Annotated in this window: 25 protein-coding genes and 1 tRNA gene; 16 read left to right on the top strand and 10 right to left on the bottom strand. The window is 41.8% G+C overall.

The features are described 5' to 3' along the window. Window positions 1-274: 274 nt before the first annotated feature. Both V7K61_RS02275 and V7K61_RS02270 read right to left on the bottom strand, forming a co-directional pair. A complete protein-coding gene (locus V7K61_RS02275; protein WP_335050564.1) occupies window positions 275-721 on the bottom strand; it encodes a hypothetical protein in 447 nt (148 codons plus the stop codon). Window positions 722-797: 76 nt separating this feature from the next. Further along, window positions 798-1,703 carry a polysaccharide deacetylase family protein gene (locus V7K61_RS02270; protein WP_335050562.1) on the bottom strand — a complete coding sequence of 302 codons (906 nt, stop codon included), beginning with the start codon at window positions 1,701-1,703 and terminating at the stop codon, window positions 798-800. Window positions 1,704-3,292: 1,589 nt separating this feature from the next. Between V7K61_RS02270 and lepB the strand changes: the two genes are divergently transcribed. Continuing rightward, window positions 3,293-3,865 (top strand): signal peptidase I, encoded by a 573-nt coding sequence (gene lepB, locus V7K61_RS02265; RefSeq protein WP_335050560.1) that lies wholly within the window; start codon window positions 3,293-3,295, stop codon window positions 3,863-3,865. Window positions 3,866-3,944: 79 nt separating this feature from the next. Here lepB and V7K61_RS02260 read toward each other — a convergent pair whose 3' ends face one another. Together V7K61_RS02260 and V7K61_RS02255 are read right to left on the bottom strand one after the other, a co-directional pair. Next, complete coding sequence (locus V7K61_RS02260) at window positions 3,945-4,478, bottom strand: ComEA family DNA-binding protein (protein ID WP_335050558.1); 534 nt, start codon at window positions 4,476-4,478, stop codon at window positions 3,945-3,947. 14 nt (window positions 4,479-4,492) lie between these two features. After that, on the bottom strand, window positions 4,493-4,867 hold the full coding sequence (locus tag V7K61_RS02255; protein ID WP_292724826.1) for an NINE protein: 375 nt from the start codon (window positions 4,865-4,867) through the stop codon (window positions 4,493-4,495). A 226-nt stretch (window positions 4,868-5,093) separates the two neighbouring features. Between V7K61_RS02255 and V7K61_RS02250 the strand changes: the two genes are divergently transcribed. Next, on the top strand, window positions 5,094-6,026 hold the full coding sequence (locus tag V7K61_RS02250; RefSeq protein WP_335050556.1) for a J domain-containing protein: 933 nt from the start codon (window positions 5,094-5,096) through the stop codon (window positions 6,024-6,026). A 126-nt stretch (window positions 6,027-6,152) separates the two neighbouring features. Next, window positions 6,153-6,476 (top strand): DUF1825 family protein, encoded by a 324-nt coding sequence (locus V7K61_RS02245; protein ID WP_094349476.1) that lies wholly within the window; start codon window positions 6,153-6,155, stop codon window positions 6,474-6,476. A 57-nt stretch (window positions 6,477-6,533) separates the two neighbouring features. Here V7K61_RS02245 and V7K61_RS02240 read toward each other — a convergent pair whose 3' ends face one another. Beyond that, on the bottom strand, window positions 6,534-8,459 hold the full coding sequence (locus V7K61_RS02240; protein ID WP_335050554.1) for a transglycosylase domain-containing protein: 1,926 nt from the start codon (window positions 8,457-8,459) through the stop codon (window positions 6,534-6,536). Window positions 8,460-8,632: 173 nt separating this feature from the next. On the opposite strand from V7K61_RS02240, the gene tyrS reads away from it, so the two are divergent. From tyrS to gmk, 6 genes are all read left to right on the top strand, one after another. Continuing rightward, window positions 8,633-9,823, top strand: a complete 1,191-nt coding sequence (gene tyrS / locus V7K61_RS02235) for a tyrosine--tRNA ligase (protein ID WP_335050719.1) — start codon at window positions 8,633-8,635, stop codon at window positions 9,821-9,823. A gap of 14 nt (window positions 9,824-9,837) precedes the next feature. Further along, on the top strand, window positions 9,838-10,569 hold the full coding sequence (gene pyrF / locus V7K61_RS02230; protein ID WP_335050551.1) for an orotidine-5'-phosphate decarboxylase: 732 nt from the start codon (window positions 9,838-9,840) through the stop codon (window positions 10,567-10,569). Next, window positions 10,566-11,246: a hypothetical protein gene (locus tag V7K61_RS02225; RefSeq protein WP_335050549.1), complete on the top strand. Its 681-nt coding sequence runs from the start codon at window positions 10,566-10,568 to the stop codon at window positions 11,244-11,246. Before pyrF ends, V7K61_RS02225 begins: the two co-directional genes overlap by 4 nt. Window positions 11,247-11,288: 42 nt before the next feature. Continuing rightward, window positions 11,289-11,738, top strand: a complete 450-nt coding sequence (locus tag V7K61_RS02220; protein WP_335050547.1) for a DUF29 domain-containing protein — start codon at window positions 11,289-11,291, stop codon at window positions 11,736-11,738. Between the two features lie 256 nt (window positions 11,739-11,994). Next, entirely contained in the window at window positions 11,995-12,261 is a 267-nt protein-coding gene (remA, locus tag V7K61_RS02215) for an extracellular matrix/biofilm regulator RemA (RefSeq protein ID WP_073639751.1), read from the top strand. A gap of 166 nt (window positions 12,262-12,427) precedes the next feature. Next, window positions 12,428-13,027, top strand: a complete 600-nt coding sequence (gene gmk, locus V7K61_RS02210; RefSeq protein WP_335050717.1) for a guanylate kinase — start codon at window positions 12,428-12,430, stop codon at window positions 13,025-13,027. A gap of 80 nt (window positions 13,028-13,107) precedes the next feature. On the opposite strand, the gene V7K61_RS02205 is transcribed toward gmk, so the two are convergent. From V7K61_RS02205 to V7K61_RS02195, 3 genes are all read right to left on the bottom strand, one after another. Beyond that, on the bottom strand, window positions 13,108-13,629 hold the full coding sequence (locus V7K61_RS02205; protein WP_292745206.1) for a photosystem I reaction center protein subunit XI: 522 nt from the start codon (window positions 13,627-13,629) through the stop codon (window positions 13,108-13,110). A gap of 276 nt (window positions 13,630-13,905) precedes the next feature. Beyond that, a complete protein-coding gene (gene psaJ, locus V7K61_RS02200; RefSeq protein ID WP_094339707.1) occupies window positions 13,906-14,055 on the bottom strand; it encodes a photosystem I reaction center subunit IX in 150 nt (49 codons plus the stop codon). Between the two features lie 39 nt (window positions 14,056-14,094). Continuing rightward, window positions 14,095-14,589: a Photosystem I reaction center subunit III gene (locus tag V7K61_RS02195; RefSeq protein WP_335050543.1), complete on the bottom strand. Its 495-nt coding sequence runs from the start codon at window positions 14,587-14,589 to the stop codon at window positions 14,095-14,097. Between the two features lie 280 nt (window positions 14,590-14,869). Between V7K61_RS02195 and tsaD the strand changes: the two genes are divergently transcribed. Further along, on the top strand, window positions 14,870-15,919 hold the full coding sequence (gene tsaD / locus V7K61_RS02190) for a tRNA (adenosine(37)-N6)-threonylcarbamoyltransferase complex transferase subunit TsaD (RefSeq protein ID WP_335050541.1): 1,050 nt from the start codon (window positions 14,870-14,872) through the stop codon (window positions 15,917-15,919). Window positions 15,920-15,982: 63 nt separating this feature from the next. On the opposite strand, the gene V7K61_RS02185 is transcribed toward tsaD, so the two are convergent. After that, window positions 15,983-16,900, bottom strand: coding sequence for an alpha/beta fold hydrolase (locus V7K61_RS02185; protein ID WP_335050539.1), 918 nt, complete (start codon window positions 16,898-16,900; stop codon window positions 15,983-15,985). A 115-nt stretch (window positions 16,901-17,015) separates the two neighbouring features. After that, window positions 17,016-17,735, bottom strand: coding sequence for a hypothetical protein (locus tag V7K61_RS02180; RefSeq protein ID WP_012410214.1), 720 nt, complete (start codon window positions 17,733-17,735; stop codon window positions 17,016-17,018). Window positions 17,736-18,207: 472 nt separating this feature from the next. Between V7K61_RS02180 and V7K61_RS02175 the strand changes: the two genes are divergently transcribed. The 6 genes from V7K61_RS02175 (at window position 18,208) to V7K61_RS02150 (ending at window position 23,256) form a co-directional block, all read left to right on the top strand. Further along, window positions 18,208-18,759, top strand: a complete 552-nt coding sequence (locus V7K61_RS02175) for a GNAT family N-acetyltransferase (protein ID WP_334842811.1) — start codon at window positions 18,208-18,210, stop codon at window positions 18,757-18,759. 308 nt (window positions 18,760-19,067) lie between these two features. Then, window positions 19,068-19,141 (top strand) — tRNA-Pro (locus tag V7K61_RS02170). A 671-nt stretch (window positions 19,142-19,812) separates the two neighbouring features. Beyond that, window positions 19,813-20,631 carry a Tic22 family protein gene (locus V7K61_RS02165; RefSeq protein ID WP_335050536.1) on the top strand — a complete coding sequence of 273 codons (819 nt, stop codon included), beginning with the start codon at window positions 19,813-19,815 and terminating at the stop codon, window positions 20,629-20,631. A 25-nt stretch (window positions 20,632-20,656) separates the two neighbouring features. Continuing rightward, window positions 20,657-21,547: a peptide chain release factor N(5)-glutamine methyltransferase gene (gene prmC / locus V7K61_RS02160; protein ID WP_335050534.1), complete on the top strand. Its 891-nt coding sequence runs from the start codon at window positions 20,657-20,659 to the stop codon at window positions 21,545-21,547. Window positions 21,548-21,617: 70 nt separating this feature from the next. Continuing rightward, complete coding sequence (locus V7K61_RS02155) at window positions 21,618-22,223, top strand: L-threonylcarbamoyladenylate synthase (RefSeq protein ID WP_335050532.1); 606 nt, start codon at window positions 21,618-21,620, stop codon at window positions 22,221-22,223. 97 nt (window positions 22,224-22,320) lie between these two features. Next, window positions 22,321-23,256, top strand: coding sequence for a sensor histidine kinase (locus tag V7K61_RS02150; RefSeq protein WP_335050529.1), 936 nt, complete (start codon window positions 22,321-22,323; stop codon window positions 23,254-23,256). The last annotated feature ends 10 nt before the right edge of the window (window positions 23,257-23,266 follow it).

Below are 23,266 nucleotides of genomic sequence, written 5' to 3'. Positions count from 1 at the left end.
CAATCTTGTGAGGCAGGCCAAAAGGCCTGCTTTTCAATAAAACAAGGTTTTCAGCGCCAAAAAACTTTCGTAATATTCATTCAATAACGCTAAACTCTGTTTTCTGTGACAATGGTTCTCGTATTTTTTATAAACCTTATTTGTTCGTTATTTATTCTCAATAAAAATCTAATTTTAGCGATAAGTTGTAGGTTGGATTGAGGAGCGAAACCCAACCTATGCTGGTTTTAATTTTTGTCTTTAACTGAACCGTATTGCATTATAGTTCAGAAATTTATGAACGCCAGCGAAATTTTTTTCTCATCATAAATATAGCTATACTTGCACCTATTGCCCCTAACATACCCGGAATAAAGAATTCAAAATGAATTTTATGAAAGTTAATAATTACTTCAAGTATTTCATAATGAGAATCAATAATTTTTTTAAGTATTTCATTTAGATTTTTCAGTGAATCTTTAAGAAGAAAAACATTCCTGATTACTAGACCTTCATACCCTCCTATAGTCCCCATTAATAGTCTAAATACTTCAATAAAGAAATTGGTTTTCTTTGTGATAATTAGAGTAACTATTCCAGCAAATGCTCCTCCAAAAAAAGGAAATCCAAATATTATTGCAAAAAATATTAATAACTCTAGAGTGCTTGGTGGTTCAGGAAAAGGCGATCCAAAAAATATTGTGGGAAGTATTGATAATGTAATATCCTCTGGTTGCCACATAATCTCAATTATTCATAATAATGAGTTTTAGTTTTTAGCGAATTACTATTGACTAATTACCGATAATTAATAGTTATTACTTTTTGTTAGCAAGCAACTTTTGGTCAGTATCTTCGATTTCTAAAAGTTCTGGAATAGTAACAAAGCGATAGCCTTGCTTTCTAAAGTTGCTAATAATTTCTGGTAAAGCTTGCACAGTTCTAGAACGATTCCCACCACCATCATGCATTAGCACAATCCCACCTGGTTTAGAATCTTTAATCACATTATCGATCAATTTTGGTACAGTTGGTAACTTGTAGTCTGTGGAGTCAGCCGACCACATCACCACAGCATACTTTTGTCCTTTAGCATAACCAGCTAATCCATTGTGTAGGTTGCCACCAGGCGGCCGGAATAGATTTGTTTTAACACCTGTAACTTGATAAATTAAGTCTGTTGTGCGCTCAATTTCAAAAGCAGCTGCTTGTTGATTAAAGAAGTGATACCAGTGATGCCAAGTATGGTTGGCAATAACGTGACCTTGAGCGACAATCTGCTTTCCTAACTCTGGATAATTTTTGAGGTTCTGCCCGACTACAAAAAACGTCCCTTTGATATTATTTGATTTCAGAATATTTAATACTTGCTCTGTAGTCTCAGGCCAAGGGCCATCATCAAAGGTGAGAGCAATCACTTTTTCACCCTGAGAAAGTTTTGCAGCCTTAATAATTTCCCCTTGAAAACGTGATGGTATGGGGTAGGCTAGACCCTTTGTTTGTGCTTCTTGCTGCCAACTTGTAAGCATCGCCGCTTTTAATTTCTCAATGCGCTGCTGAGTTCCTACGTTTGCAGATACATCCTTGATATTTATAGGTCTACTCTGAGCATCCGAAGCATTTGGTCTTAGAAGCATCATAAAAGCAAGACTAAAAACACCACCTAAAGCAAGTAGCGCAATTAATATTCCTTCTGGCCACAGAAACGACTTATTGTTTTCCACCTCAAAGCTCCTTCAAAGATCGAACCATCACCACACTTATGACGGTACGTTATAGCACATTTTTATTAAATATTTAGATACCAGTTGCTTTCTGGTAATCATGAAAATTGGAATTGGTACTAACGAGAATTCAGAATTGATAAGAGAGACTATATTGCTTTAACTGAAATCTATCTGCTCTAGATTTGGACAGCGTTGAATATACAATACTTGGTACTGTTTAATTTCAACCCAGTCAAAAAAGGTAAGCTCTGCGCTTCCACATTCTTACCGCTAGCTCTAAGAAGGAGAGGAACACAATCAGATAATTAACCACACCTCAAAATCCTCTTAAATAGGAGTTCTGAATTAGTTGCTGTTTTTCTGTTCACCGCTAAGGCAGCATTATCTTTTCAAGTTTTATAGCTTTTAAAATAAGATGAACTCAGTTGTCATACCTATAATTTGCACTTTTAGCCAGACTTTCTGACAGTAAAACTGTATAATTTACAACTTAAGTGAATTGTTTGATTAACAGACAAAACTACTTAAAAGGGAGGTATCTCTTTAAAAAAGAGTCTGGTAAACTATTAGTTCTATTCTTGATAGGATATATTTTACTGCCTGTTGCCATTGTTTCCTTTTTAAGAAAAAGTTAAATTTTCAACTGACAGAATGTTACCTTGTACCTTCTATGAAATAGAGCAGACGAAAATTGATTCAATATAGTTTCTTATTGCCAAGGGGCATTTATTCTTTAAATCTAGTCACCTTTGACTCATTCAACAAAAATAATTCTATCAGCGGCTTACTTCTCTTTCGGATGCTGATACTTTAGCCGATATTGCTAGTAGCTTTTTATCTGTGAATGTTTTTCTCGATCATTAAGTATGTTTATATCTTAATTAATAGTACAGTTTAATATGCACTGTCACCGTGTAATTACGGAAATTAATTTCGTACATATAGGCAAGTGATTAAAATTACAATAGCATGGCATCTATCTATTGAAGCAATAAAGTCTATATTTCATCTTTAAAAGTAGTATTTTTTACTAAAAATGCTTACTTTAACCAAATTTGTGCATTCAAACATACATTTATATTTGGGCTAAATTTATGTAATATCACTTAAAAATACAGACTACAATATATTTTCTTGCAACTCAACCTCCAGCAAGACTGCCTCTGCCTTTTTTCAGTAAAGTGAGGTAGATACTGTCAAACATGAGGTATCTCTATTTTGCAACTCTACGACCGATTTTCTGTTTAAAGAAAAAACCTACTGCTTGTATCGCTCTAGCAGTCTGTAACTAGCTTTTTTTGCAGTAAAAAACAAGACTTATAATTCTCTCATAACTTGCCTTATAATTACAGCAATTAGAATTTTTATTTTTAATAATCTATTTAGCAATCCTAATTATTAGCTTATATTACCTTAGACAAGTCATAGTTGATTTACAGTACTTTTGCTTATATTTGGTAAATGGATAAGTGTATTATTTAATGTCTGTATAGGTTGACCCTAAACCCTGTTTTCCTATTAATATACCTTTTGAGTCAAAATAATCAAAGTATTTGTCTCACTTCTGAAACTGGCTAGAAACTTTTATGATTCCTCACGAAAGTGATGCAAAAGAAGAGCGTGCGTCGTTAAAAGTATGGCGTAGTTGGCAAGAAAATCTGATTTTAATTGCGATCGCACTGTGTTTGGCATTCTTAATCAGGACTTTTATCGCCGAACCCCGCTATATACCTTCTGACTCGATGTTACCCACCTTACATACAGGCGATCGCTTGGTAGTTGAAAAAATCTCCTACCATTTTCACCCTCCCATAACTGGGGATATTATTGTTTTTCAGCCACCCGCAGAACTACAACGTCGAGGATATCCCAAAGACCAAGCGTTTATCAAGCGAGTTATTGGCCAGCCTGGTGAGGTAATTAGTGTTGCTTCTGGCAAAGTCTACCTCAACGGTCAACCCTTGGCAGAAGACTACATCGCGGAACCTCCAAATCAGCCATACCAAGCAGTAAAAGTCCCAGAAGACGAATTTTTTGTTATGGGAGATAATCGCAACGATAGTAATGACTCTCGCTATTGGGGCTTTTTACCCAGAAAAAATGTCATCGGTCGGGCAACGTTTCGCTTTTGGCCTCTCGATCGCATTGGGTTCATTTAATCAGTTTTGGATTTTAGATTTTTCTTTCAATCCAAAATTGCCAGAGTTAGGAGTTATTTTAAGACTTCTAACTTCTAACTTAAAACCTCAAATAATACATTATCTGGGCGATCGCATCACCAGTTAACTCCAGGCGTCGCTGGAAATCAGCCAGGTTACGATAAGGCCCGGCTGATTGTCGGTTTTGCACCACTGTTTGCGCTAGAGACAAATCTATAAATGGAATTTGTGCTAATTTTTCAACGGTTGCTGTGTTCGGGTTGAGTAAATGGGTAGGCTTTTCTAAAGATTCGTGGTCATAGTAAATAAAATTCAGCAGAGGCTTTAATGGCTCCAGACGCGGCGCTGGTATACCCAAAGCCGCAGCGATATCTTCAATACAGTAAAATTTAACACCCGAATGTGAAAGTTCTACAAGCGATCGCGCTTGGTGAATTGACAAACCTGGTAGGCGTAACCAATCATCTACAGTCGCTTGATTAGCATCAATGCGGATACCTAATTGGGCCGCTATCTGAATTTCTTCCCCAGATTGTAGGCGATAGTAGGGATCGTTGAGGAGCTTGGCGCGGAGTTTTTGCAGCCTAGAATTTAAAGGTAGCCAGTTATTCATGATTGTCGCTTACCTCAAGAAATCTGGTCTAGCAATTGGCGGCGCTTTTGCTCAAATTCATACTCTGAAATCAGTCCATCCTGGCGCAGAGCATCTAATTCCCGCATTGCGTCAGCGATCGCTCCTACCTGATTAATCACCTTTTGTGAGTTCCTTGCTGCTGACTTCCCTAGATTAAAATTGCGATCAAAAGCTTCTTCGTCTTGAGCTAAATACCAAACTCCCTCAATCGCACTAGCTACCTTGGGGATAGGTGTCCAGGAAAGCAACACATACAAAACACCCCACAACGGCTGTCCCAGGTAGAATTTATGTAATCCTGAAATTGTTAGCGTGCCAGAAAAAGCTAAAACAGCGGCAACACTTCGGCTTTTGCGCTTAGTCAACATATTTCTAATAAATATACGAATACCATAGTTCTTACAATAAGACAGCCAAAAGGCACAGAAACAATTCAAAACTCACTCATTTTAGTCAATTACCCTGTTTTGCCCTGCCGACTTCTAGGTGGTAAGTCCCACAAATTAATATTTAAAGAAATTTGAGTAAGTTTCACATGACTGTGCATTGAGCTTTGATGTTAATTTTAAGTTTTTAACGGATCAGATTACTGCAATGTCACAGACCTTCCTACCGCCAGAATGGTTTAAACAGCTTTGCGATCCTTACGCTGTGCTAGGAATTTCTGTGAGTGCTGACGATCGCCAGATTTTTAAACGCTATCACACTTTAGCGAAACTGCTACATCCCGATCGCTATGCTAAAAGCTGCAATCCAGACCAAGAATTAGCAACGGCAATACTGAGCTATTTAATCAATCCAGCTTATGAACAACTCAAAAATCGACACAAGCGTTTGATTGCTATAGCCATGCTGCGATCGGACGCAAGAGTATTACAGCAGCAAGCTTTGTGTGGGAAAAGTGCCATAGCTAAGGAAATTATAGAAATGTCTGCACCCCAAGCAGAATTGTTTTACGAAGAAGCGATCGCCTCCTATGCAGAAGCTCAATACAAATCACTCCATCAGTTCTATCAAGTTACACAACAAATTAGTATACTGAACTTGGTTTATTTAAAGTTGCATAAACCTGACCTGTTTCTACCGCAAAAAGCTGTTCCCATCACCCCTGAAATAGAAGTCAAGCCAGTTGAATTGACATTAAATGAAAAAACTAATGTCGAACCAGTTTTGACAAACTACGCTCAACGTCACTACCAGCGAGCTATTGAGTACGTCAGGCTAGCCAATTGGGCCCTAGCCGTGCAAGAACTGCGCGATGCCATCAAGTTAGAGCCAAATAATAGCGACTATTATGCCTTATTAGGTTTAGTACATCTCAAACAGAAATTTATCGGCATGGCCAGGGTTTACATCCGTCAAGCATTAAAACTTAACCCGCAAGATTCACTAGCTTTGAAATACGCTACCAGACTGAAAATTGAACCGGGTGAAAATACCAATCCGAAATCAATGGCTAAAGCTCTGAGTATTGCGGCTTTATTAAGTCGATTTAACAAGGGGAAACATTCTCAAGTCAAGTGTTGAAATTTCGGTAACAAACCGTACCAAAACCGAAGCTTCGTGACTAGATTACTCCCCTAGACTAAAATAATAAATAGAAGTAAAACTATTAAGCTACTGAGTCTGGGCGCTCAGTTTAATATAAGCAATATGGGATTCTTCGATTCTGAAATAGTTCAGCAAGAAGCAAAACAGCTGTTTGAGGATTATCAAGCGCTGATCAAGCTTGGCAACAGCTACGGCAAATTTGACCGCGATGGTAAAAAGCTGTTTATTGAGCAAATGGAAACCATGATGGATCGGTACCGCATCTTTATGAAGCGCTTCGAGCTATCAGAAGATTTCATGGCACAAATGACAGTAGAACAACTGAAAACGCAATTAGGTCAGTTCGGTGTCACCCCGCAACAAATGTTTGACCAAATGCACCTCACTTTAGAACGGATGAAAGCCGAGCTAGAAAAACAGCCCTAGTCAATTTTGGATTTTGGATTTTGGATTGGCAATTAATCCAAAATCTCAAATCTCAAATTATTGTGACTTGGGGCGAGAAAACTGGGAAGGTGGCTTGAAGTTTTCTACTGGTGTGTTTTTAAGCGCCTTCTCCATAAAATCTTTCCAGATGGGAGCGACCATAACACCACCTGTTGCATGGTCAGCTAGTTGTCTGTTGTCGTCTCTTCCTACCCAAACCGCAGTTGTCAACTGTGGCACAGTACCAACAAACCAAATATCTTTTTCTGATGATGTTGTTCCCGTCTTACCCGCAGCTGGACGACCGATCGCAGCACCTTTACCTGTACCTTCAGAGATTACCGATCGCATCACATCAAGAATTGCTGCCGATGCCCAAGGATCGAGAACTAGCTGTGGTTTAGGGGTATTGTCTAGCAATACGTTACCACTACTATCAGTGACACGGGCAATTACAGTTGGTGGAGATTGCCAGCCGTAATTAGCAAAGGTAGCATAAGCACTAGCCATTTCCAAAGGTGTGACACCAATTGCCCCAAGTGGCAAGGAACTCACAGGTTCCATTGGACTCATAATCCCCAAGGTACGACAAGTTTCTATAACTCTATTCATCCCCACAGCCTTACCAATCTTGATCACGGGAATATTTCGTGACTGGGCTAAAGCTGTGCGGATTGGCATCGATCCCCTAAAACTATTATCATAATTTCTGGGAAAGTACCAACCGTTACCATCTCGATAGCTGACTGGAGAATCATCTACTGTTGAGTCTGGCGTATATTTACCAGTAGCAAAAGCTGTATAGTATACAAAGGGTTTAAAAGAAGAACCTGGCTGGCGTTGAGATTGAGTTGCACGATTGAATTCACTGGTCTTAGGATCTATACCACCCACTAGTGCTTTGATAAAATGTGTGCGCGGATCAATTGACACTAGGGCCATTTGATTCTTAGATAATCCTTGCCCCAGAAGTGTTTTATGCCACTTAGTAACGGTTTCCTCAGCCATGATTTGGAAGTTGGCATCAACTGTAGTTTGGACGCGCATCCCACCTTTGAGTAATGTCTCCCGCCCAAACTTCTTAGCCAACTCTTGAGCTACTGTATTGGTTATATAAGGTAGGGCACTACCTTGAAAGGATTTGATTCTCCCAAGTTTGATTTCTTGCTTGAGGGCATTGTCGTATTCTGACTGGTTGATCCAGTTCAATTCCAGCATCCGTCCTAGCACTTCTTTTTGTTTCTGTTTTGCCAGCTTCATGCTCACAAACGGGCTGAATTCTTCTGGTGCTTGGATCAAACCCGCCATCATTGCTGACTCACCCAAGCTTAAATATTCTGATGATTTATTAAAGTAACTGCGGGCTGCCGTTTGTACACCATAATTGTTATGACCCCAATAAACTTGATTGAGGTACATTTCTAATATTTGGTCTTTAGTAAGAATTTGCTCTAACCGGATTGCTAGCACTCCTTCCGCTAACTTCCGAGTAAAGGCGCGCTTACGAGACAAAAATAGGTTTTTTACCAATTGCATAGTAACAGTAGAGCCACCCTCTTTGACTCCACCGGCTACAGCGTTAACTACTACAGCCCGGCCAACACCAGTAGGGTTGATACCGTGGTGATCGTAGAAGTGGCTATCTTCACTTGCCAACACTGCCCGTTTTAAATTCGGGGAAATTCTATCTAGGGGTACGACTTCCCGGTTGGCTTCTCCGTGAATACTGGTTAAGAGTTTGCCCTTAACGTCATAAATGTAAGTCGTTTCTGAGGGAAAGAAGTTACGTAGCTGTCTCACATCTGGCAAATTACGGAAACTGATGGCTAAACCAACCAGTCCTCCGGCTACAATGGAACTTGCCAGCATGGTGATTGAGAGGAGAGTACCGCCAGTTACCTGACCGACTCCTTTCAAAAACTCAAAACCTGATGAAGCCCGACGCTGTGGCTGTTTATCTTCAAAAGTCCTAGACGACGACACGGCTATTTCACTTCCTCACTTGTAAATTTAACTGTAATTGATTGGGTGAAGCAAGGCGGTTAGTTTTTTGCAATTATAGTAGTTTGGCAGATGAGAAAGTGGATAAATTGCAAGTGTTTATAACCAACTTAACTTCTAGTGTGCAAAACATAGCTAATAATGAATCTCTTAGCATGACGCAAGATTTTGCTTGGTTGCGTCGTGGTGTAGTAGAAGTATTCCCACAATCAGTTGATGTTAACAGCGAAAGTCTAGAAAGGCTCTTACTAACTACAAACCAACCCTTGAGGGTAAAATTCGGGATTGACCCTACTGGTACTGATATTCATCTAGGTCATAGCATACCAGTACGAAAACTGCGAGGTTTTCAAAATGCAGGTCATACAGCAGTTTTAATTATTGGCGATTTTACAGCGCGTATTGGCGATCCAACTGGTAAATCTGAAGTGCGTCGTCAGCTTACAGAAGCAGATGTAGCTCAAAATGCTCAGACTTATTTAGATCAAGTACGTCCTATCTTGGATTTTGACACACCAGGAAGGTTAGAGGTGCGCTATAACTCCGAATGGCTCTCTAAGCTCAACTTAGAGAAAATTTTGGAGTTACTCTCCACGATGACGGTGGGGCAGATGTTAGCGAAAGAAGGATTTGCCGATCGCTATAAAAAAGAGAATCCAATTTTTATCCATGAGTTCCTGTACCCGTTAATGCAAGGTTTTGATTCGGTTGCAGTTGAGGCAGATGTGGAATTAGGCGGCACCGATCAGAAATTTAATATTGCTGTAGGCAGAGATTTGCAACGCCATTTTGGTCAAAAGCCCCAATTTGGTATGCTGCTGCCAATTTTGATTGGCACGGATGGCGTGCAAAAAATGTCTAAGTCTTTAGGTAATTATATCGGATTGTCAGAACACCCAGGACAAAAGTATCAAAAGTTGCAAGGAGTTCCCGATAATCTCCTAGAACAGTATTTTGAACTGTTGACGGATTTACCCTTGGACAAACTGCCAGAAAATCCCCGCGATCGCCAAACACTTTTAGCATGGGAAGTTGTTAAACAGTATCACGGCGAAACCGCAGCCCAAGAAGCGAAAGAAGCAGCGCAAAGCGGCGGTAAGGAAGGTGCTGTTCCAGAATTCTCTCTAACTGGCGTGCAGCAGTTCCCTACTAAGTTAGCGTATATTCTCAATGTCACTGGCTTGTGCAAAAGTACGGGAGAAGGAAAGCGGAAAATTCAAGAAGGTGGAGTGCGTTTAGATGGCGATCGCATTACCGATGCTGATACCACTTTCGATGCTCCTGGTGAATTACAAGGTAAAGTTTTACAAGTTGGGAAAAATAAGTTTGTGCGCTTAGTACCTTAAATGGGGAGTGGGGAATGGGGAATAGGGAACAGTTAGAACAACGAGTTATTGTGGCTTTGGATGTGCCGGATGAACAAAGTGCGATCGCTCTTATTGATCAGCTACCGCAAGTTACTTTCTGGAAAGTCGGTTTAGAGTTATTTACTAGCACTGGCCCGAAAATTCTGGAAGTGTTAAAGTCTCGGCAAAAGCACATTTTCTTGGATTTAAAGTTTGATGATATCCCCAATACCGTTGCTGGTGCTTGCCGGAGTGCAGCTAGATACGGAGTGGATTTACTGACAATTCATGCTACTGCTGGTAGAGATGCCCTGAAAGCCGCAACTGAGGCGGCACAGGAAGGGGCTGCAAAAGCAGGTGTACAACCACCAAAGTTAATTGCGATTACTCTGCTAACGAGCATTTCTGCTCGGCAGTTGGCATTTGATTTAAAGATTCCCCTAGAGTTGCCAGAATACGCTTTAGAAATGGCCTTGCTGGCTCAAGAATCTGGTTTAGATGGGGTAGTTTGTTCGCCTCAAGAAGTGGCACAGCTACGACAAACTTGTGGAGATGACTTTTTGCTAGTTTGTCCGGGGGTTAGACCAACTTGGGCTGATATTGGCGATCAAAAGCGATCGCTCACTCCAGCCCAAGCAATTATTGCCGGTGCAGATTATCTAGTGATTGGGCGTCCCATCACCACTGCTACTGAACCTGAGCTAGCCTGGAAGAGGATTTCTGAGGAGTTAACCACGGTGGCATGAAGCTAAGAGTTAGTGAGCAACTCAGAGTGCAGGGTGTAGGGGAGAGCAATCCTGCCTCTTCGCTCAGTCAGAAAAATTATAGTTTCCTGTTTGCTTGTGGCTTCTGGGTTGTAGTCTCAAATAGCTTTGCTTACCCAGCCTTCTCGATAAACCCCACCCCCAAACCCTCGGCGCTAGCAGAAAGGCAAAATGTCAACAGTGGCGCGAGGTCTTTGTGTTCTGAGCAAAATTTAGAAACATTAACTATACAGCTACTGCAAAAATTACCTAGTTATACCAATCGCGCTACTCAACGCGCCCGCCGCCTCAGTAGAAGCAGTCAGGTTTACAGTTATATGTTAGTGGCAGGAAGACCTGAGTTTATTCCTCTGCCCCTTAACCTTGAAGAATATAGTGCAGATGCATCTAAAAGCGCAGCATCAGGAGTTGAGCAAGTTTTCTTTACTACCTTGGAGCGGCAGTACATAGGTAAGAAAGTTGTAGAATTGCAACAATTTCACTGGCTGTTATTGACTAAAACTCAAACTGGTTGGCAACTAGTAATGATGTTTTCTCAAGCTGGTTCCCATTCAGAACAGCAGCCACTATCTCCACCACGCGATAGTAGTAACGGTACTGTTGCCCAAGGGGTTAAAGCTTGGTTGCGCGATTGTGAAGCTGGAAGTTTACGTCAATAAAAGCTAATTCCCTATCTTCGTAAATTAGGAGAATATTAAATAATGTCTAAAATACTCACTCAAATTCTCTATAAACAGGATTATCACTTGTGGTTAGAAACTACATTGAAACAATTGCAAGAAAGAGATTTAGAGCATCTTGATTGGGATCATTTGATTGAGGAAATTGAAAAATTGGGTAATGAACAGAAGCACAAGCTCGAAAGTTATTTACTGCAACTTCTCAAACATTTGCTTTTGTATCAACATTGGAGTCTCCCTGAATGTAAAAATCATTGGGAAGTGGAAATTGATAATTTTCGGGTGGAACTCAGGAAATTAACTAAATCTAAAAACCTCTACAACTATCTCCTCACAGTGCTTGAGGAAGTCTACATTGATGCGCTACGACAAGCAAAAAAGAAAAGTGGATTGAATTGTTTTCCGCAAACTTGTCCTTATAGCATTGAGAAAATTTTAGATGTGGATTATTTACCACCATTTGAATTTTGAATTCCGGCTTGCGGTACTAGTCCCTTTACATAAAGATAAAAATACATCATTGAACTAGCTTGGATCAGTGTAATTTCGCCTATGTCTTTGGGAAGATTTTGAGGAAAAATAGCTAATAAATAGCTAAAAGTAGCAGACATTATTTAAAAACGTAGACTGGCTTGAATTTAAGCGTTGTAACTCCCGTTTTTTGGCGATAACATGGAAAGAAGTTTATTTCAAGCTTTATCAAACCGCGTTTAGCGTCAGTTTTTTTATGGACATTCAGTTAATCAACATCGGCTTTGGTAACATCGTGTCTGCCAACCGAGTAGTTGCCATTGTCAGTCCAGAGTCTGCCCCGATTAAGCGGATTATTACCGATGCACGAGACAGAGGTCAACTGATTGATGCAACTTACGGTCGTCGGACTAGGGCTGTAATTATCACCGATTCCAGCCACGTAATTTTGTCAGCGATTCAGCCGGAAACGGTAGCGAATCGCTTTGTGATTTCTCGCGATCATCAAACTGTAGATAATTGACTAGCAGTGGGAAAAACCCACTCCTCTTTGCACCATATCGGTAGTAGTATGTGAATTAGACAAATTTTCTGTCACCCTTGCTACAAATTCTTTAGTTACTAGTGGACTAGACCAGGAACACAAGACTAATGAATAATATGTATTGATTGATTCACAGGTTGAAGGGATGATGCCAGTTTTACCCATCCAGAATAGTGCGACTACCGAAGAATGCTTACATTTAGGCAGATTAATTGTTTTAACTGGCCCCAGTGGGGTCGGTAAAGGCACTTTAATGCGATCGCTCCTAGAACGTCATCCAGAACTCTATTATTCCGTATCCGTGACAACTCGTTCTCCCCGTCCAGGGGAAATCGATGGCAAAAGTTATTACTTCATCAGCCGCAGTAAGTTTGAACAATTAGTTGCTGAAGGTGAATTTTTAGAATGGGCAGAATTTGCTGGTAACTATTACGGCACACCCCGTGAAGCTGTACTTAACCAAATTCATTCCGGTAAGTTGGTGGTGCTGGAAATTGAACTAGAAGGGGCAAGACAAATTCGTGCTTCTTTCCCCAGTGCCCTCAGCATTTTTATTTTACCGCCTTCCTTTGATGAATTAGAGAAACGAATACGCTCTCGTGCCCAAGACTCTGAAGAAGCGATCGCCCGTCGTCTGCTCCGCGCCCAAGAAGAAATTCAAGCCGCAGATGAATTTGATATTAAAATCGTTAATGACGATTTTGAAACTGCTTTAAATGATATTGAAGCTGTTTTGTTTAAATAAGTTAGGAGTTAAGAGTTAGAAGTAATGAATTTAAACTCCTAACTCCTAACTCCTAACTCCTAACTCCTAACTTCTAGTAATTAACCAAATAGACCTTGAATTAGTGCCAAATTACTAGTCAAAAAGTAAGCAACTACTGCACCACCAATGCCACCAATCAAGAAAGAACTGGCGAAGTTGTTCCAGCTTTCTTTAGAGTTAAAAGCATCTGCTGGTGGCTTAGGTACTGTAACACTAGGAAGTGCTTTGGGTGGATTGCTATTGGCATACAGCGATAGGGCGCCAGTAAGAACAACAACCAGACCGATACCTCCCAGTAACCCAGCTAAGTTAGCATTATCTGTGTCCCGCAGTGGGCCTAATTTGGCAAAGGGGCCAAATAGCCAGTAACCATGAGCCATACCAACTTCTAAACCGCGTCTAGCAGGAGCCAGACCTGGGCGATAAGCAGGTAAATTATTAATGAACCCCTTGATCAAGGGAGAAGAATTAACCGGGGTTTCTAGATTGCCTAGCTGTGGATCGCCAAATGCGGGAAAAACAACTTCCCGATTTCTGGGATCGCTGGGAAGATTCTTTGATGCATCTACTGCTTGTGCCATATTTTATGTTCGCCTCTAAATTAAAATGGTGGCATTTTTATATTAATAATAATTGTCGCTAAAGAAGCATTTTGTTTAATAAGTTTAGAAAAATTAATTTAGCTGATTTTAAAACCGTGAAACTCGCGATCTGTAAACAGTATCACGAGTTTCAAAAAACTATTTTTGCTGCATATTTTGGTGATAATTCTGCCTAACTAAGCTGAATACATCAACGACACAATATTAAGCAAAAAACAAGACATTGATTCAACAGTCCTAAATCCCATTTGACACTTATGGCAGTGGGTGGAAAAGTAGGTCGGGGAAAAAGCGGTTGAATTCAATCAAGATACCTGCTGTGATGGTCAGCCAGATGGTAGCTGCCACGGGCGCCGTGGAAATGAATTTAATCAAATAAGCTGATTGATCGCCTTTGTCTGCCATGAATTTAGTCTCCAAAACGAATGAATTAGTTAAGCTGATTTAGCGTGGAGAAATAGGGATTTCTGAATCCTTAGCTGCTAATTTTCCAGAGAGCAATTCTTGGACTGCTGCTACTGGCCAAGCAAAGCCTGAAGCTATTATGGGTAGTGCCAAACCAATGTCGATTTGGATTTCTTTCAGTTCAGTGTCAGATTCCTTTTTAATTGCTTGCAGATAGGCACGACCTACCCAACCAATCCAACCAGCAATATATAGAAACAAAATGCTAGGGATCAAAAAGTCACCAGCATGATTTAGACTACCATCAACAATCAAGTGGGGGTATCCTTCAGGACCGCACAGCTCCTGAGAATAACGCTCAAACCGCTTTTTCCCTGATTGGGGATCGGCAGTGGTGTTACGGGCATTAGCTGCTAGCTCTTGAAAAGCGGCATTGTCTTTACACGGTGTCAAATTAGCCCCTAAAGCTTGTGCTGGGGGGGCAAAGTTGAACCAAAGACTAATCGCTAACATCAAAGCAAACAATCGTCGCATAGAGTTGTTTCCTTTTATTACAAAACAAGAAGTTCTTTGTACAAAACGAAGCGGCTTGTACAGTTGTTTATTTGCATAACTAGGAAGTCATCATACTCTTGGGTGGGAACCGAGTAAAGTTTAAGTCAATAAAAGTTAAAGCTTCTCAACCAAAATTAGTGCTGAGTGCTGAGTTCCGAGTGCCGAGTATAAGAATTGTTGTTGTAGGTTAGTAAAGAAGCAAGATTTTCTCTCTACTATTCAGGACTCAGGACTCAGCACTCAGGACTCAGCACTCTCAATGACAACCGTTTTAGCAATAGAAACCAGTTGTGATGAAACAGCCGTCGCAATTGTTAACAATCGTAAAGTTTGCAGTAGTATCGTAGCCTCGCAAATTCCAGTTCACCAGCAGTATGGCGGGGTAGTGCCAGAAGTAGCATCTCGCCAGCACCTGGAAACTATCAATGAAGCGATCGCACAAGCCTTAGAGCAAGCCCAACTAGATTGGGGACAAATTGACGCAATTGCCGCCACTTGTGCCCCTGGACTCGTAGGAGCGCTATTGGTGGGGTTAACTGCTGCCAAAACTCTAGCGATGGTACACAACAAGCCATTTTTGGGAGTTCATCACCTCGAAGGTCACATCTACGCAACTTACTTGAGCGAATCAACTTTAAATCCCCCTTTTCTTAGCTTACTGGTTTCAGGCGGACATACAAGCTTGATTTATGTCAAAGATTGTGGTATTTACGAAACCTTGGGACAAACCCGTGATGATGCTGCGGGTGAAGCCTTTGATAAAGTGGCGCGATTATTAAAGCTGGGTTATCCCGGTGGGCCAGTGATTGACAAGTTGGCACAACAGGGAAATCCTCAAGCCTTTGCTTTACCAGAAGGAAGAGTTTCTCTACCCGGTGGGGGGTTTCATCGTTATGATGCGAGTTTTAGTGGGTTAAAAACGGCTGTATTACGTTTAGTGCAGCAGTTAGAGAAAGATAGTGGACAAGTACCGGTGGCAGATGTCGCAGCTAGCTTTCAGGATACGGTAGCGCGATCGCTAACCAAAAGAGCGATCGCCTGTGCCCTTGACTATAGTCTAGATACAATCGCCATCGGTGGTGGTGTAGCAGCAAATAGCGGGTTGAGAAAAAACCTCCAAGCCGCCGCCGTTAAACATAACCTACGCGTCCTATTCCCACCTCTAAAATTCTGTACCGATAACGCCGCCATGATTGGCTGTGCCGCTGCTGACCATCTATCCCGTGGTCATACATCCCCCCTTACACTAGGTGTTGAGTCTAGGCTAGGGCTTACTCAGGTAATGAAGTTGTATCAACCTATTGAGTAGTCATTTGTCATTTGTCATTTGTCATTTGTCATTGGTCATTGGTCATTTGTAACTACCAATACCCTATGCCCTATGACTATTGACTATCGCCCGGATGTGATCGGCCACTGCATCCGGCTGTTCCAACATAGCCAGGTGGCCGCAATTAGGAATTTCCAGAACATTGTCACCACAATATTGAAAAAGCCTGTGAAAGCTGGCTAAATGGCGCACATACTTGGGTTCCATAACCTTGTCTTCCGCGCCAGCCAAAAAATAAACTGGCTGCTTCAGTTGGGATACTAGCTCAGGTAAACGATTGATTTCTTCTTCCGTTGTGGAGTCTAACAAAGTTCCCAGAGCCGCTTCTGGATCAGCCACGACGAAATCTATTACTCGCTGACGTGCCCAATAGCGCTCTAAAGGACGAGCCACACTAGCTCTGGTAAACAGCAAATCAATTAAAGGCACTTGGGACAGCCAGCGCGGACGGACTTGCAAAAATTTCTGACCCGCCGAGCGAAACTGCTCAAAGGCTTCTTTGAGGTAAATACCACCGCCAGCGTTGATACAGATAACTCCCTTAACACACTCAGGTATTTGATCTGCTCCCCAAAGAGCGATCGTCCCGCCTAATGAGTGACCAATTAGCCAAGCACTCGTAATATTTAGCTGTTTCAGGAGAGCTGCTAAATCCTGAGTATACGCAGCAGGAGTATAAAGAGAATCGAAAGATGAGTCAGCCGCACTACTGGAGATGGGCGTCAGACTCAAAGACGTTTGTGCTCGACTAAAATCGGTTTTTACCTGGGATTGGGATTCACCAAAACCCCGCAAATCATAGGACAGGCACTGCAAATCATCTGATAGGCGGGAAATCACAGGTTGCCAATATCCACGGCTATTGAGCCAACCGTGGATAAATACTAAAGCATGGGGGCAGGAAGTGGGAGCCGTTAGCTCGTATGCGTGTGGAACGCCCAAGATTTCGATAGTTGCCATACTTGTATCGTACCCTTAAGGACGGGTGCGACTAAATACTAAAGTGTAAAGAGTTAGAAGTTAGGAGTGAGAAATTTTTAACTCATAACTCATAACTCATAACTTCTCACTTTTTTCATTTACCCAGCAACCTCTGTCGCACCCCTTCAGCAATTTTGTGACCCAGATATTCAGGAATCAGGCTTTCATTTGGCCCTAACAAGTAGAGAATTAGCCGTGTACGTCCGCGCCAAACCAGTAAATTGGCATTCACTACCAGCAGGTCTTCCTGCCAGATGGCGTACATCACTTTGTAGAATAATCCTGGTTGATTATCAGCTTCAATCACTAAGGCAGGAAGATGAAAGACCGGATCGACATAGAACTCAGTTTGTACCTGCTCTAAGCCAGTGTCAAGATTGAATTCTACTGCCAGCATCTCTTCTACCTCAAACCGACCTCCTAAAGCCTCGCGAATGGCGCGACAAACATTTTCTGCGGTTTTCTCCGTTAAGGCTTTACTACCACGAGATACCAACAGTTTGATAAAAACTAACATTGGCGGACGGATTTGGCCGTATAGACTTAAACCGTGGATAGTCAACCCATAAGCTGCTAGTACACCAAAAATATCGCTGAGGAGAAAAGACTGGTTGCGGTAAGCAAAATGCAGGGCGCTTTTGCTACCTTCCGGTTTCAGCTCAATAACAGCGCGTCTAGTTTTATAGAGACGGTAGGCTAACCGCAAATTTTGCAGTTGAATTTCACTACTGACGAATTGCTCATAAAACTGGGGAAACGCTCGGTTAAAGCGCTTTAGGAGTTCCAGTGTCGAAGATTTTAAACCAGAAGCCATTGTTAAGGGTAAAACTCGCTTGCTTTCGTCATCTGGGGGCTGGGTGTTGGGGGTTGGGTGTTAAGGACTGGGGACTGAGGATTGGGGACTGAGAGGACAAGGGGACAACAGAAGAGTGTTCTCGATACCCAATGCCCAATCCCGTGTATACAATTCATTCCTAAGCTAACGTGCATTTAAGCTCTATACGAGCAATTGCCAAGATTAGGTTTTTCCATTATGAATTTTAAATTTTGAATTGTTTATATCCTTACCGTTTTGGTGAATTTCTCCTAGCCTCTACAACAAAATGCTAAAGTTGAAAATGATTGGTGTGAAACACGCTCTAACTGGCTGCTACCATTGCAAATCCCGAAAACAACCGAAAAACTTTGAGTGTAAAGGGTAATAAATGGGGGTAGCGATGTTAAAAGTGAATCAACACTCCTGAGAGTGGAAACCAATTCAGTTATACTACCCGAACCGCGTTGGCATGGGTTTTTGGAAAACTTGGTTTAGTACTCCTGAATCTGTAGGGACAACTAGGACAAACCCCTTTGAAGAGCATACAGCGGAAACTGCGGGCAACTCCAGCCCCAGTAGTATTAGCGAAGCTGCTTCAAAGGAGGCTCGGATCGTCTTCAGTACGGAACGAGATATTGACCTATATGAGCTAGAAGAACTCTGTGATGCAGTTGGTTGGTCGCGTCGTCCTCTAAGAAAAGTAAAAAAAGCTATTGAGCATAGTTTTCTCGTTGCCTCAATGTGGCAAGTGAGAGGAAACCAAAAGCGGCTCATTGGTTTTGCCCGTGCTACCTCAGATCACGCGTTTAATGCCACTATCTGGGACGTAGTGGTTCATCCAGACTTTCAAAGTCAAGGACTGGGTAAGGCGCTGATGAAATACGTTCTCAAAAAACTTAGGAGTGAAGAAATTAGTAATGTCACTCTCTTCGCTGACCCCCATGTTGTAGATTTCTACCGAACTATGGGGTTTATGGCCGATCCAGAAGGCATCAAAGGTATGTTCTGGTATCCTCACTAATGCTCAATCCAAATAAAACCCGATTCGCACAATAAAATCAGGTATAGTAGTACAAATCTATTATTTCAATTTGGTTTGACAAGGTTTAGCCGACGAACGCACAAGTAATATCTCTTGTAAAACTAAGTCGGCAGACAAACCTTTAACCTTTATCAGTCCAAATATCTAATCTAGCTAGTATTTGCAGAAGATATAAATATATTAGGCATGAGCGATGTTATGTGATATGATTGCCTTAACGCTTTTGTGAAAGCGCGATCGCTTTGATGGGAAGTTAAAACTAAACCCAAAAAAGCGGATGAGTATAACGGGATGTAGCGCAGCTTGGTAGCGCGCCTGCTTTGGGAGCAGGATGCCGCAGGTTCAAATCCTGTCATCCCGATTTGATTAATATAGTTAACAGTTAGGGCAGTTAGGTTTCTATTTACTAACATCGCAATTTAATCAGCTATTTTTATGGAGAAGACTAATTAAGCTCTTGTGCTGTTAGAGTTTAACAGGTAAATTTCGTGATTAAGTAGTAAGGTGATTTTTAACACTGAGCTTTCTATAGATTTGAGAAGATATTAAAGCAATCGCAGATGGAACGATTAATTAACTATTAGCGTCAACTAATTTTAGAAAAAGCCGATAAAATGGCATTTATCATCTCCAAGCTTGGAGAGATGGAGAGACTTTTTGCTGTTTGAGAAGACATATAATAAGCATCTACGGCATTTCGCGGTCAATAGTGAAGCGAAACCTAGAAAAACACAACGTTAGCACAGCCAATTTGTGACAACGATACTACAGCAACTCTAAATAGTTAGGGAACATTGGATTTTGACCGTTGACCCTCCGGGTGACGCTCCTGCGTCGCTACCGCTTGCGCTAACGGCAGTCCCTCTTTGTTGGAACAACAAGACCGGGCTGCCTCACGCTTAACACTCAACCTCAACGCGCACAATGAATTTTTCACAACTGAAATAGATTGCTATATAACTAAAGCTAGTTGGTGCTGTGCAAATCCAACCATTTGTTAATTTAATTGGACTATTGATGCGAGGAGCAGTCATGAAATCATTTATTCGCTTAGGCGCAACATTAGGTATAGCTGGCAGTGTATTTTTAACAGGGCTTTCAGGAATAGGCAATCTACCAGGAATGGGCAATCTAGAGGCGATCGCTCTGCCACAAGATCAAATCGTGAAAAAGCTCCAAGAAGTACCTGTATTCACGCTCACCAATCCTAAAGGCGAATTCGTAGTTCTTTCGAGAAACAACGCATCCAAGCCTGTATCACAAGTAGGATTTTTTATTAGCAAGCAAGATGCTCAAAAATTCCTTGACAATCGGCTCAAAAAAGAAAATCCCCAGTTGGCAAGCACTCTACAGGTTAGACCTTTGTCCTTGGCAGACTACTATAAAATAGTCCAAGAAAGCAAAAAGAAATCAGATTCTGTGATTTATACTTTAGTCCCGACGCAACAGCAAGTGGCTTCGGCAACAAGTATGCTCAATCAAAATGGTAAAAAGGGAGAGCAATTCAATGGTATTCCCTTATTTGTACCAAAATTTAAGAAAGATAATAGCTATTTGACTATTCCCCTTGCTAAAGGTAATGAGCGATACATCCCTTTCTTTTTTGAGAAAGAACAAGCAGTTGCTCTGTTAGAGGAATTCAAAAAAGCCGTGCCAAAGGAAGGAGCCAATACTGAAATTCAGGTGGTAGATTTGTACGGTGTTATGGAAGCTCTCAATAGCAGCAGCGACCCTAGTATCAATAAAATTGTTCTGTATCCATCACGGGAGTCGATCAATTTTATTCGCTCCCTGGCGCCAAATCAATCACCAGCAACCAAGCCAGCTGCTGCCCCCGCTCCGAAAAAATAACGGATATGCGCTCCAAGGTTGAGCTATGGGGGAGAAACATCTGATAGTTTCTGGTTTACAACTTTGGCAGTGGCGGAATGCGGCTCTTGAAGCAGCGATCGCCACTGATGTCCCACCAATGGAGATAGATTGGTTGCTCCTGGAAGTTGCTGGGTTAGACCGTTTGGCACTACGTTTGGAGTCTTTTAAAAACTGGCCGCAAATTCAACTGCAATTGCCGCTAGAAGAGTTAGAACAGTTGTGGCAGAGGCGATTAAATGACCGCTTACCAGTGCAATATATTGCGGGAGCTACAACTTGGCGTCAGTTTAAAATTGCGGTGTCGAGTGCGGTTTTGATTCCTAGACCAGAGACAGAGTGTTTAATCGATTTAGCTGAAGCATCTACTAGCAATGCTTCAGGACACTGGGCAGATTTGGGTACTGGGAGTGGTGCGATCGCCATCGGATTAGCAGATGTCTTGCCAAAAGCCACAATTCATGCTGTTGATTACAGTTTAGAAGCTCTAGCGATCGCTCGAACCAACGCTGATAATTTGGGTCTTGCTGACCGGATTCAATTTTATCAAGGTTCTTGGTGGGAGCCACTGGCATTGTTAAAAGGTCAGTTCAGTGGTATGGTGTCCAACCCTCCTTACATTCCCACCAGCACCTTACCGACTTTACAACCAGAAGTAGTTAACCACGAACCACATCTGGCTTTGGATGGTGGGGCTGATGGCTTAGATTGCATTCGTCATTTGATCGAAGTCTCCCCTAGTTATTTGCAATCGGGTGGCGTGTGGCTAATTGAGATGATGGCTGGACAAGCGGATGTGGTGCGAGAACTTTTGCAAAATCAAGGTAGCTATTGTAAAATTCAAATTCACGCTGATTTAGCTGGAATTGAACGCTTTGCCTTGGCCTACAAAAGTTAGGAGTGATGAGTGATGAGTTATGAGTTATGAAATTCCTCACTCCTAACTTCTAACTCCTAACTTTGTAAACATGACCCAAGTTTCTCTAACAAATTTAATAGCTGGCGCACGCGCTGGTCTTTTGGTAAGCTTTCCGACGGATACTGTTCCGGCACTTGCAGCGATACCAGAAAAAGCAGCATTAATTTTTGCGGCGAAACAACGCAGTCAAGACAAACCTTTGATTTTGATGGCCGCTAGTGCTGAAGATTTGTGGCCGTATGTCAAAGGTAGTGAGAATGAATATAAAGTTTGGCAAGAAGTAGCAGATAAATATTGGCCAGGAGGGCTGACATTAGTTTTGCCAGCGAGTCAACGCTTACCAAAAGTGATGAATCCCATCGATCCAACAACAATTGGGATTCGAGTACCAAACAGTGCGATCGCTCAAACTATTTTGGCGCAAACAGGCCCTCTTGCCACCACTAGCGCCAATTTTTCTGGTCAGCCGCCTTTGCAAACAATGACAGAAATTGAGACTCAGTTTCCCCAGGTTCTGATAGCAACGACAGAATACCAGGGTGAAATGCAGGGGATAGGTGTACCTTCCACCGTTGCGAAATGGACAGGGAGAAATTGGCAAATTTTGCGACAAGGTGCGATCGAGTTAGAGATTTCGAGTGATAACCAAGTATAGGTAGCTATAATGTTGTTTTCGTGGTGTTAACAACAGAGAAATCTGAAACTTTAGTTTGCGCTGTTGTACTTAATTAGCAAATTAATAATTGCCAGATATGAATTGGAGCAACTGGATATATCTAGGAGCAGGAATAGCACTAGGTATGGTTTTCCGTCAGTTATTTGGGCGGTGGCTACGTCCAAAGCAGGCATCGCCAAATGTTTCATCTAGCTCATCCCCAGTAGCGCCATTAGCTCAACAGGATATGTCACTAATATCACAACAGCTACAGCAAACACAGCTGGCATATCTGATGGCAAGGGAAATGAGCCAGTTTAAAGCTGGTTTTTTGGCGCGGACTACCCATGAATTGCGATCGCCTTTTAATGGTTTGATTGGCTTACATCAATTAATTTTGTCAGATTTGTGTGAAAATCCAGCTGAAGAGCGAGAATTTATTGCCCAAGCTCACGAGCGAACACTGAAGTTGCTGAAGCTAATGGATGAAATTCTCAACGTTGCTAGAGCGGAACACGGCACTAATAAATTAGATATTCAGCCCAGACCCTTAGCCCAAATTTTAGATGAGGTTCATGACTTAACTTATATGCTGGCGGCAAATCGCAATTTTCCCTTACAATTATTACCCGCCGACTCAGAAATTTATGTTTTGACAGATTACCTCTGGCTCCGCCAAGTATTGATAAGTTTAATAGATACTGCCATTACTCAGATGGAGGAAGGCAGCATTTGTATTTCCAGTAGCACCCTACCTACAAATAATTTTGTAAACATTTGGCTAGATTTACCAACCCATGCTCTACCCTGGAGCGAACCGATTGATTTGCTCAAATTTGAAGATCGGTTGGCCCAGATTGAGCAAACGAACGCTGTTCTTTCCCCAGGAATGAGGCTATTAATGAATCAGACTCTGGTGGAAGTTATGGGAGGAAAGTTAGAAATCTTGCCCTCGACTACTGTGAAGGAACCACTTCAGCAGCTTACCAGACTACAAATCTCTATCCCCCTAGTGAGTAGTGCTGAGTGCTGAGTGCTGAGTG

The sequence above is a fragment of the Nostoc sp. genome (assembly GCF_036918015.1).
Classification (GTDB): Bacteria; Cyanobacteriota; Cyanobacteriia; order Cyanobacteriales; family Nostocaceae; genus Nostoc.
Note: the sequence above shows the minus strand (reverse complement) of the source record. Positions and strands in the feature narration are given on the sequence as shown.

Excerpts from the sequence above, each read along its gene's own strand:
- V7K61_RS02275 (WP_335050564.1), bottom strand. The coding sequence starts at position 721 with ATGTGGCAACCAGAGGATATTACATTATCAATACTTCCCACAATATTT.
- lepB (WP_335050560.1), top strand. The coding sequence starts at position 3,293 with ATGATTCCTCACGAAAGTGATGCAAAAGAAGAGCGTGCGTCGTTAAAA.
- V7K61_RS02260 (WP_335050558.1), bottom strand. The coding sequence starts at position 4,478 with ATGAATAACTGGCTACCTTTAAATTCTAGGCTGCAAAAACTCCGCGCC.
- V7K61_RS02255 (WP_292724826.1), bottom strand. The coding sequence starts at position 4,867 with ATGTTGACTAAGCGCAAAAGCCGAAGTGTTGCCGCTGTTTTAGCTTTT.
- V7K61_RS02250 (WP_335050556.1), top strand. The coding sequence starts at position 5,094 with ATGTCACAGACCTTCCTACCGCCAGAATGGTTTAAACAGCTTTGCGAT.
- V7K61_RS02245 (WP_094349476.1), top strand. The coding sequence starts at position 6,153 with ATGGGATTCTTCGATTCTGAAATAGTTCAGCAAGAAGCAAAACAGCTG.
- tyrS (WP_335050719.1), top strand. The coding sequence starts at position 8,633 with ATGACGCAAGATTTTGCTTGGTTGCGTCGTGGTGTAGTAGAAGTATTC.
- pyrF (WP_335050551.1), top strand. The coding sequence starts at position 9,838 with ATGGGGAATAGGGAACAGTTAGAACAACGAGTTATTGTGGCTTTGGAT.
- V7K61_RS02225 (WP_335050549.1), top strand. The coding sequence starts at position 10,566 with ATGAAGCTAAGAGTTAGTGAGCAACTCAGAGTGCAGGGTGTAGGGGAG.
- V7K61_RS02220 (WP_335050547.1), top strand. The coding sequence starts at position 11,289 with ATGTCTAAAATACTCACTCAAATTCTCTATAAACAGGATTATCACTTG.
- remA (WP_073639751.1), top strand. The coding sequence starts at position 11,995 with ATGGACATTCAGTTAATCAACATCGGCTTTGGTAACATCGTGTCTGCC.
- gmk (WP_335050717.1), top strand. The coding sequence starts at position 12,428 with ATGATGCCAGTTTTACCCATCCAGAATAGTGCGACTACCGAAGAATGC.
- V7K61_RS02205 (WP_292745206.1), bottom strand. The coding sequence starts at position 13,629 with ATGGCACAAGCAGTAGATGCATCAAAGAATCTTCCCAGCGATCCCAGA.
- psaJ (WP_094339707.1), bottom strand. The coding sequence starts at position 14,055 with ATGGCAGACAAAGGCGATCAATCAGCTTATTTGATTAAATTCATTTCC.
- V7K61_RS02195 (WP_335050543.1), bottom strand. The coding sequence starts at position 14,589 with ATGCGACGATTGTTTGCTTTGATGTTAGCGATTAGTCTTTGGTTCAAC.
- tsaD (WP_335050541.1), top strand. The coding sequence starts at position 14,870 with ATGACAACCGTTTTAGCAATAGAAACCAGTTGTGATGAAACAGCCGTC.
- V7K61_RS02185 (WP_335050539.1), bottom strand. The coding sequence starts at position 16,900 with ATGGCAACTATCGAAATCTTGGGCGTTCCACACGCATACGAGCTAACG.
- V7K61_RS02180 (WP_012410214.1), bottom strand. The coding sequence starts at position 17,735 with ATGGCTTCTGGTTTAAAATCTTCGACACTGGAACTCCTAAAGCGCTTT.
- V7K61_RS02175 (WP_334842811.1), top strand. The coding sequence starts at position 18,208 with ATGGGTTTTTGGAAAACTTGGTTTAGTACTCCTGAATCTGTAGGGACA.
- V7K61_RS02165 (WP_335050536.1), top strand. The coding sequence starts at position 19,813 with ATGAAATCATTTATTCGCTTAGGCGCAACATTAGGTATAGCTGGCAGT.
- prmC (WP_335050534.1), top strand. The coding sequence starts at position 20,657 with ATGGGGGAGAAACATCTGATAGTTTCTGGTTTACAACTTTGGCAGTGG.
- V7K61_RS02155 (WP_335050532.1), top strand. The coding sequence starts at position 21,618 with ATGACCCAAGTTTCTCTAACAAATTTAATAGCTGGCGCACGCGCTGGT.
- V7K61_RS02150 (WP_335050529.1), top strand. The coding sequence starts at position 22,321 with ATGAATTGGAGCAACTGGATATATCTAGGAGCAGGAATAGCACTAGGT.